The following is a 1,505-nucleotide window of genomic DNA, read 5'->3' as shown; positions in this document are numbered from 1 at the left end:
TCCATCCCTATCAATAACATTGTGCTGCTGAAAAGGCCGACCATCCCCCGGCCGGCGCTGGCACAGGGATCGGTGTCCTGGCGATTAATCAGCCAGCTTCAGCTGAATTACCTGAATTTCATGGAGAAGGATGATGAACAGGGCACGCAGGGATTGCGGCAATTACTGAGCCTGTATGCCAACCTTTCCGAACCGGCTATCGCCCGGCAGATTAATGGTATCCGCCATTGCGCCCTGAAAACCATTTACCGCCGGGTTCCTGAACCCGGCCCCATCGTGTTTGCCCGCGGAGTCGGGATTGAGCTGGAGGTCGATGAACAGGAATTTACCGGCACCAGCCCCTGGCTGCTGGGCAGTGTGCTGGAACGGTTATTCTCGCGGCTGGTGACCATGAACGCCTTCACGGAAGTGACCCTCGTCAGCCAGCAACGGGGCAAAATCGGTTACTGGCCTGCCCGGATGGGGCAAAAACAGCTCCTGTAAGGGGGAAATGACCATGCCTGAAAGCCACGCCACTGCCATTCACCGTATCAGCCGTCTGCCGGATGATTTCTGGCACCAGCTGATCCGAACCCCGTGGCAGTTCGATCTGTTTCAGACCCTGCGGCGGATAGACGCCCAGTCCGGGGAATATTACCCGCTGGGTTCTGCCCCCCTGCCGCGCTACGATCGCCTGCGGTTAGGGCAGAAAGCGTCCATGATATTCGCCCCCAGCACCCTCTCTGAAGCCCGACAACGGAAAAACTCAAAATATTACGAGATCCTGATTTACAGTTTTGGCTTGTTCGGCCCGAACGGGCCGCTGCCCACCCATCTGACCGAATATGCCTATGCCCGGCAGTATAACTATCAGGACCCGACGCTGACGGCATTTGCCGATATTTTTCACCATCGTCTCATCCAGTTATTCTATCGGGCCTGGGCGAATGCGCAGTCCACCGTTTCGCTGGATCGGCAGGATAATCAGCGTTTCTGTCATTATCTCGCCTGTCTGGTGGGGATGGGGCTGCCAGCCCAGCAACAGGCCGATTCGATTAATGAACATGCCCGCTATTTATTAGCCGGTCATTTATCCCGTCAGGGGCATGGGGCCGAAGGGCTGGAAAAAATACTGTTCACCTATTTCAATATTCCGTTAAAAATCAAACAAAATATACCGCAATGGCTGGATATTGAAGAACCGGATCAGGCCCGGTTAGCCGCCGGACGTCATAGCCCGCGCTTAGGCCAGTCCGCCTTTTTGGGCACCGCATTATATGATGTCCAGCATAAATTCCGCATTGAACTGGGCCCGTTAACCCTGTCAGAATATGAAGAATTCCTGCCAACCCAACCCAAGTCACAACAATTGCATGACTGGGTGTGTCAATATCTCGGGGTTGAGTATGCGTGGGATATCCGGCTTATTCTGAATCGCGAAGAGATACAGGGACTCCATCTGTCAGAACCGGTAAAACTCGGGCTGAGCAGCTGGCTGGGTAAAATGGAACAGAAAATTCATCGTG

The 1,505-nt window shown here is 54.3% G+C and carries 2 protein-coding genes; both read left to right on the top strand.

Going from position 1 to position 1,505, the window contains the following annotated elements; all coding sequences use genetic code 11:
• On the top strand, positions 1-483 hold a 483-nt coding region (locus Xinn_RS20730), incomplete at its 5' end, for a type VI secretion system baseplate subunit TssF (RefSeq protein WP_169923645.1).
• 13 nt (positions 484-496) lie between these two features.
• A partial coding sequence (gene tssG / locus Xinn_RS20725) for a type VI secretion system baseplate subunit TssG (protein WP_099137804.1) occupies positions 497-1,505 on the top strand: 1,009 nt, incomplete at its 3' end.

Origin of the sequence: Xenorhabdus innexi (genome assembly GCF_002632485.1) — a bacterium.
Lineage (GTDB): Bacteria > Pseudomonadota > Gammaproteobacteria > Enterobacterales > Enterobacteriaceae > Xenorhabdus > Xenorhabdus innexi.
Note: the sequence above shows the minus strand (reverse complement) of the source record. Positions and strands in the feature narration are given on the sequence as shown.